This window comes from Salifodinibacter halophilus (assembly GCA_012999515.1).
Lineage (GTDB): Bacteria > Pseudomonadota > Gammaproteobacteria > Nevskiales > Salinisphaeraceae > Salifodinibacter > Salifodinibacter halophilus.
Genome location: JABEEB010000769.1, coordinates 1 through 234, shown reverse-complemented (window position 1 = coordinate 234; position 234 = coordinate 1). Strand labels below are relative to the sequence as shown.

Genomic DNA, 234 nt, shown 5'->3' with positions numbered 1-234 from the left:
CCGAGCAGGCCGGCGATCTCGTCGTTGCGGAAGTAATCGCTGATCGCCAGCCGCGCATCGGTGCGGCGCACTTCGTTGCGGACTTCGTGCAGGGCCAGCTCGCCCAGGGCCAGCATCTGCCGCGCGTGGCCGATCAGGCGCCGCCCGGCCGGGGTCAGGTCCACGCCCTGGCGCGAGCGCGACAACAAGGCCGCGCCGGCAGCGGCTTCGAGCTTCTGCAACTGCTCGCTGACC

At 71.8% G+C, this 234-nt stretch carries 1 protein-coding gene; it reads right to left on the bottom strand.

Annotation, left to right across the window (positions count from 1 at the left end; genetic code table 11):
* A partial coding sequence (locus tag HKX41_13660) for a LysR family transcriptional regulator (protein NNC25179.1) occupies positions 1 to 234 on the bottom strand: 234 nt, incomplete at both ends.